This window comes from Janthinobacterium sp. CG_23.3 (assembly GCF_046115965.1).
GTDB lineage: Bacteria > Pseudomonadota > Gammaproteobacteria > Burkholderiales > Burkholderiaceae_D > Janthinobacterium.
The window spans coordinates 1-5,699 of sequence record NZ_JBJXIB010000202.1 but is presented as its reverse complement, the minus strand read 5'-3'; the positions used below and the strand labels follow the sequence as shown (position 1 = coordinate 5,699).

General features: G+C 57.7%; 4 protein-coding genes and 1 pseudogene. 2 read left to right on the top strand and 3 right to left on the bottom strand.

The features are described from left to right. Nucleotides 1-118: 118 nt before the first annotated feature. Together ACFDR9_RS26645 and ACFDR9_RS26640 are read left to right on the top strand one after the other, a co-directional pair. Entirely contained in the window at nucleotides 119-1,870 is a 1,752-nt protein-coding gene (locus tag ACFDR9_RS26645; RefSeq protein ID WP_409032921.1) for a diguanylate cyclase domain-containing protein, read from the top strand. 548 nt (nucleotides 1,871-2,418) lie between these two features. Beyond that, nucleotides 2,419-4,644: an ATP-binding protein gene (locus tag ACFDR9_RS26640; protein WP_409032920.1), complete on the top strand. Its 2,226-nt coding sequence runs from the start codon at nucleotides 2,419-2,421 to the stop codon at nucleotides 4,642-4,644. A 77-nt stretch (nucleotides 4,645-4,721) separates the two neighbouring features. Here the strand turns inward: ACFDR9_RS26640 and ACFDR9_RS26635 are convergent, their stop codons facing one another. The 3 genes and pseudogenes from ACFDR9_RS26635 to ACFDR9_RS26625 form a co-directional block, all read right to left on the bottom strand. Beyond that, nucleotides 4,722-5,003: a hypothetical protein gene (locus tag ACFDR9_RS26635; protein WP_409032919.1), complete on the bottom strand. Its 282-nt coding sequence runs from the start codon at nucleotides 5,001-5,003 to the stop codon at nucleotides 4,722-4,724. A 19-nt stretch (nucleotides 5,004-5,022) separates the two neighbouring features. Then, nucleotides 5,023-5,145, bottom strand: a complete 123-nt coding sequence (locus ACFDR9_RS26630) for a hypothetical protein (RefSeq protein ID WP_409032922.1) — start codon at nucleotides 5,143-5,145, stop codon at nucleotides 5,023-5,025. A gap of 53 nt (nucleotides 5,146-5,198) precedes the next feature. Further along, nucleotides 5,199-5,450 (bottom strand): annotated as a pseudogene (locus tag ACFDR9_RS26625) (IS21 family transposase); the annotation flags it as partial. Between the last annotated feature and the right edge of the window lie 249 nt (nucleotides 5,451-5,699).

The window sequence follows — 5,699 nt, the reverse complement described above, 5'->3', positions numbered from 1 at the left end:
CTACGCAAGCAAGGCCATGGCATGCTTGAGGTTCTGCTCCGGGCCTTCAACGGTAATCCTATCCCGCTTGCCGCATAGCGGCTGAACAGTCACGCTTGGCCATAGCATACTCGTTGAGATGACAGTTGGTAAGATGACCTTGGGCGGGCATCATTACTTCCATGCCTTCCTGCACGATATTTCGGAGCGAAAGGCTGTTCAGAGACTTTTGGAAGAGAAGCAACAATTGCTTGATGCGGTTCTGGATACCATCGACGTGGGAGTGGTCGCGTGCTCAGGTACCGGCGAACTAACGCTGTTCAACCGCGCTGCACGAGAACTTCACGGTCTGGACGTTACGGACATAGATAGCGGAAAATGGGCCGAACATTACAGTCTTTTCAGTGGGGATGGGGAAACGTTACTTAGGATCGACCAAGTTCCTCTTATACGTGCGCTCTCTGGAGAGTCGGTACACAATGCCGAAATGGTTGTCGCTCCGAGAGATAAATCGCCGAAGTTTTTGCTCGCCAGCGGCCGTCGTTTAGTTAGCTCAACCGGCGTCCGCCTCGGAGCTGTTGTAGCAATGAAGGACGTGACGGAACTTAAGCAGTCGGAAAAATCGGCAGCCATCAATGAACAGCGACTACGGGCGATTACAGAGAATATGCCGGCAATGATTGGTCACGTCGACCGTCAAGAACGACTGCTTTTTCTGAACAGCGCTGCGGTCGACCAAGTCTTTCAGGGTTCCCACGAAGAACTGATTGGCTCTTCTCTGGCAGCGGCATACGGGCAGACTCGATATTCACAGATAAAACCGTTTATCGACCGCGCCTTTGCTAACGAAAAAGTCGTTTTCGAGCGCGATATGGTGGTTGATGGCGAGCGTCGGCACTACCACACGACTTATGTGCCGGATATAGGTCCGGCTGGTGAAGTGGCGGGGTTTTTTGCGATGGCATTGGATATCACAGACCGGAAAAATAGTGAATTAAAACAAGCCGAAAGCGAGGAGCGCCTTAAAACCATTACAGACAATCTCCCGGTACTAATTGCCTACATCGATAACACCGAAGTGTATCGATTTGCAAATGCGACTTACGAAAGCTGGTTCGGAATACCTCCGTCTGCCATGGTGGGGAAAACAGTCGAGCAAGTACTAGGGCGCGAGCTGTATGCATTGGGGGAGGCTCAACTCAAACGGAATCTTCGCGGAGAAGTGGTAAAATTTGAAACGACGGCATTGGTGCACAACTCGTTGCGCACAGCTAGCGTACTCGGAATCCCAGATATTAAGAATAGTGAAGTTCTGGGTGTTTATGTGATGACGACTGATATCACGGAGGTAAAGAAACAAGAGCAGCAGCTACAATTACTTGCTCGCTCCGATGCCCTGACAGGTTTAGCGAACCGACGAAGCTACGAGGAGAAGCTCCATGAGGCAGCATTACGTGCTCTGAGAACCGACCGAATATTGGCATTGATGTATCTCGACCTCGATCACTTTAAACAGATAAATGACTCACTCGGCCATGCAGGTGGTGACGAAGTTCTGCGTGAGTTTGCAACACGGCTGCGTCTGAGTGTACGCGCGACTGACACGGTATGCCGACTGGCTGGGGACGAATTTACGATCATTGTTGAGGGTTTAGTGGACCCGCGAGAAGCAACCTTGATAGCAGAAAAAATTATCGCCTCTGTCGCCCAGCCGTTTTTGATCCAAGGCTCACTTCAGACAATTTCAACGAGCATTGGCATTGCGTATATGTCACCTGAAGCTATCGATATCCCTGAGCTTGGTAAGCGCGCTGACGCAGCGCTATATGAGGCAAAAAGTGCTGGACGGAACCGGTTCGTCATCAGCATACCCGTAGCGGTATCTGTTTGAGATTCATTGTGCTTGATTTGGTCTAGCTTCGGCCTGCTCTGAACGCCGCGATCAGCGATCGCCGCCAATGCATCCGCTCCAATTGCGGTGCGCGCCTTTTTCGCCATGCCCGACAGTTGATCGCGGTCGCTGCCGATATTGGTGATCTCGTGTTCGACGATCAGTTAGTGCTTGGTGTCGACCGCGGTCTGAACGTTGTAGCCGTCGTTGCCTGAGCCCCGCGTCATCATTGAATGCAGCCGGATCGGTCAACGAGATCTGCGTTTCGCCAGTTGCTTCCAGCCTTGCTCGATTTCCTTGGGAGAGAGCAGCCGTCAGCGATTTCATCACTGCAATCTTGTCGTTCAACGGCGTGCTGCGCGCTTGCTTCGTCGCTGGTTCCCGCCTGTCCGCCGTGCCCAGTCGCGCGCGAAAGTTGAGGGCCAAATTTGCGGTATGCGTGTATCCCGCCGTGCGCTACACTCTTGCATGGGCATGCTGCTGAGCACGCCTTATGACTAAAACAGCCCCGCATTTTCCGGCCCCCGAACCTGCTGAAATCTTTACCTATGAAAATTCGGGTCTATCTGATGTTAACTGCCTTGGCAGTGCTAATTCCGGTCATGGTATCGTCTGCGGTTGCCCTTAGTTTTCTGCATGAATTCGGGCGCGTCTCCGCACTACGCTCGCTAGAAGAAACTGCCCGAGCAACGGCCCTAACGGTTGACCGCGAATTGGCCAGCGCGGAAGCCGCGTTGCACGTGCTGGCCTCTTCTCCTTACCTCGCAACAGGTGATATGGCTGCCTTTTATCAGCAAGCCATTACAGCGGGCCGCGGCAAGACAGCTTGGGCGCTCTTGCTCGATGCCAATGGCCAGCAAATTATCAACACGCTTGTTCCATACGGCACCCCGATGCCGCCTGCGGTTGCCAAAGCGCGTGCCCAAGAGGTCATCCGTACGCAGACAACCCTGGTGTCCGGCCTGCTGCCTGGACCGCTGTTGCGCAAGCCCGTCACCACTGTCAACGTCCCGGTACCGCTGGACGGCGGAAAACGCTATGTGCTGGTGGAAGCTTTCGCGGCCGAGCATTTCAGCGGCATCGTCGCGACGACGCGCATGGCGGAAGGCAGCGTCGTGGCCATCATCGACAAGCAGGGACGCTTTATTGCCCGCAACGTCAATGCGGCGGCGCGGATCGGTGCGCCTGCGCGGCCCGAACTCGTCGCTGCGGCAGCCGCTCGGCGGGACGGCTACATCCGTCACACCACACTCGAGAACGTAGAGGTTTACGACGTCTTCACTCACTCGCCAATTTCGGGCTGGACCATTGCCGTAGCCGCCCCTGTCGAACAAATCGAAACAGCTGCTATCCGCGCAGCCACAGTTGCCGCGCTCGGCATGCTGGTCGCGCTCCTGCTAGCCTTGGCGGCGGCGACCTACCTCGGCCGCCGCCTGGTGCGTTCGCTCGATGTCGCCAAGACGGCGGCCAAGGCATTGAGCGCCGCCGAGGTGCCCGTCATCGCGCGCGTCGGCGTTGTAGAAGTCGATGAGCTGCAGGACGCCCTGAGCGAAGCGAGCACTATTCTGTTGCAGGAACAGCAGGCGCGCAAATTCGTCGAAGAACAGAGAAAGCACCTGCTCGTCAGCGAGCAGAACGCGCGCCAGCTCGCCGAAAATCAAAACAAGGCCAAGGACACTTTCCTCGCGATGCTCGGCCACGAACTGCGCAATCCGCTAAGCGCAATTAGCGCAGCGACCGTAGTCATCAAGCTCACCACCCCCGACGCGCCCGCCTCAGTGCGCGCCCACCAGATCATTGAACGTCAGAGCAAGCATCTGGAACGCATCGTCAGCGACTTGCTCGATGTAAGCCGAATGTTGAGCGGCAAGATCGAGCTAAGTTACACCGGAACGAATTTGTCCGATGTCGTGCGTGAATCGTTGCAAGCGCTCGATATTGCGGGGCGCACCCTCGGCCTGACTGTTGAATTGGACCTGCAAGCCGCATGGATCTTCGCCGATCGCACCCGGCTGGACCAGATCGTAACCAATATCATAAGTAATGCCATCAAATACACGCCGAAGCCCGGCACCATCCGTGTCACAATCCGCGTGGATGCGCAGCACGCCGTTTTGTCCGTGACTGACACCGGTGTCGGCATGGATGCGGATCTCGTGGCCAAGGCCTTCGATCCCTTCGTGCAGGGCACGGTGTCACTTGATCGTTCTCAGGGTGGTCTAGGCCTCGGGCTAACGCTGGTGCGCGAGCTGGTGCGCTTGCATGGCGGCACAGTGTCTGCGAGCAGTGCCGGGCGCAATTGTGGGAGCACCTTCACCGTTGCCCTCCCGGGCGCAACCGAACTGCTCAGACCCGAGCCCGACATGGCCAACCTAGCGCATGGCGGTGTCTCACCGCACCGCGTCCTATTAATCGAAGATAACGAGGATGCGCGTAGTATGGTGAAGGTCATGCTTGAGCTGTCGGGATGCGTGGTAGTCGAGGCCGCCAACGGTGCCGACGGCATCACGGTCGCGCAACGCGAACTTCCCGCCGTTGCGATCGTTGATATCGGCCTTCCCGATGTCAACGGCTTCGAAGTTGCGGCGCGCCTGCGCAATGCACCCGGGACGCGCTCCATCGCCCTGATTGCATTAAGTGGATATGGCCGTCCGGAGGACATCGAAGCGGCGCGGGCTGCCGGCTTCGACTTGCATTTGGTTAAACCGGTACGCCGTGAGCAGCTCTGTGCCGCGATCGAAACAGTGCTTGGTTCAATGTCCTCCGCTGTGTAGGCCCCAGTGCCCGCTTGAACCAACTGCGTGCGGAGCGTGTCAATGATTTTGAAACACCTGGTTGAAACGGCGGGAGTCTACATCTCGGATTTCAGGCAGCTTTTTTCTGCATCGGTGGCGGGTTGATCCAGGCAGCCGTGGGCAACTTCTGCGGCTGCGGCATGCGGTGTTTGAAGCGGTTCGGCCGGCGTGCGCTGGAAAGCGATCGCCAGAGTGGATTGTCGTTGCTTGCGCACTTCGGCGGCGCGGCCGGTGTGAACGGTCTCAGGGGCCATCACGCCGATGCCGGAATGGCGCTGCACCCGGTTGTACCACGCGAAGAACTGGACGCAATGCGCGCGCGTCGGCCAGCGAGCCAAAGCGTGTCGGAAAGCCTAGCTAATATTTCATGGTTTTGAACTGCGCCTCCGAGTACGGGTTGTCGTCGGAGACGTAGGGTCTGCTGTGCGAGTTGGCGATGCCCAGGTCCGACAGCAGCGTGGCCACCGGCTTGGAACGCATGCCGCTGCCCCGGTTTCGCGCGGCGCGATGCATTCCTTTGCGGCGCTGTCGGCGATCTCGCGATGCAACACGCTGGCCGGTATCCAGTTCGGCCGCGCCGCCGTTTGCCGCTCCCGCAGATAGGCCTCGTGCGCGGCCAGCTTGCTGGCCCGCTTGACCTTGCGCTCATATTTCGGCACAGCCTTCAACGCCAGATGGCGCCGCACCGTGTTCACTGCGCAGCCTACCTCGGCCGCGATCTTCCGCAGACGCAACCCATGCTTGCTCAATAATTGAATTTCCACACACACCTCGTTGGGTTTCATGGCGGCCCCGCAAAGCCGCCATCATTTCAAAACGGTGTATCAGTTTTCAATCGCTGCCGTGTATCAGTTTACAACCGCTGCTGACAGCGGTCGCCGGGCCGGTGCTGCGGTGGCCGGCAATGGACAGACGTGGCAAGCGGCTCGGTCGCGATAGAGGGCGCTGCGTGGCAGGCGCAGGGCGCGGCAGGCGGCGGCCACGCCGACCTGTTCAACGAGGCTCTTGGCGGCGCTGATCACTTCGGCTCGCTC

What these genes read in the sequence shown, in the direction of transcription:
- ACFDR9_RS26645 (WP_409032921.1), top strand. Translation starts at nt 119, where the DNA reads ATGACAGTTGGTAAGATGACCTTGGGCGGGCATCATTACTTCCATGCC.
- ACFDR9_RS26640 (WP_409032920.1), top strand. Translation starts at nt 2,419, where the DNA reads ATGAAAATTCGGGTCTATCTGATGTTAACTGCCTTGGCAGTGCTAATT.
- ACFDR9_RS26630 (WP_409032922.1), bottom strand. Translation starts at nt 5,145, where the DNA reads ATGCGTTCCAAGCCGGTGGCCACGCTGCTGTCGGACCTGGGCATCGCC.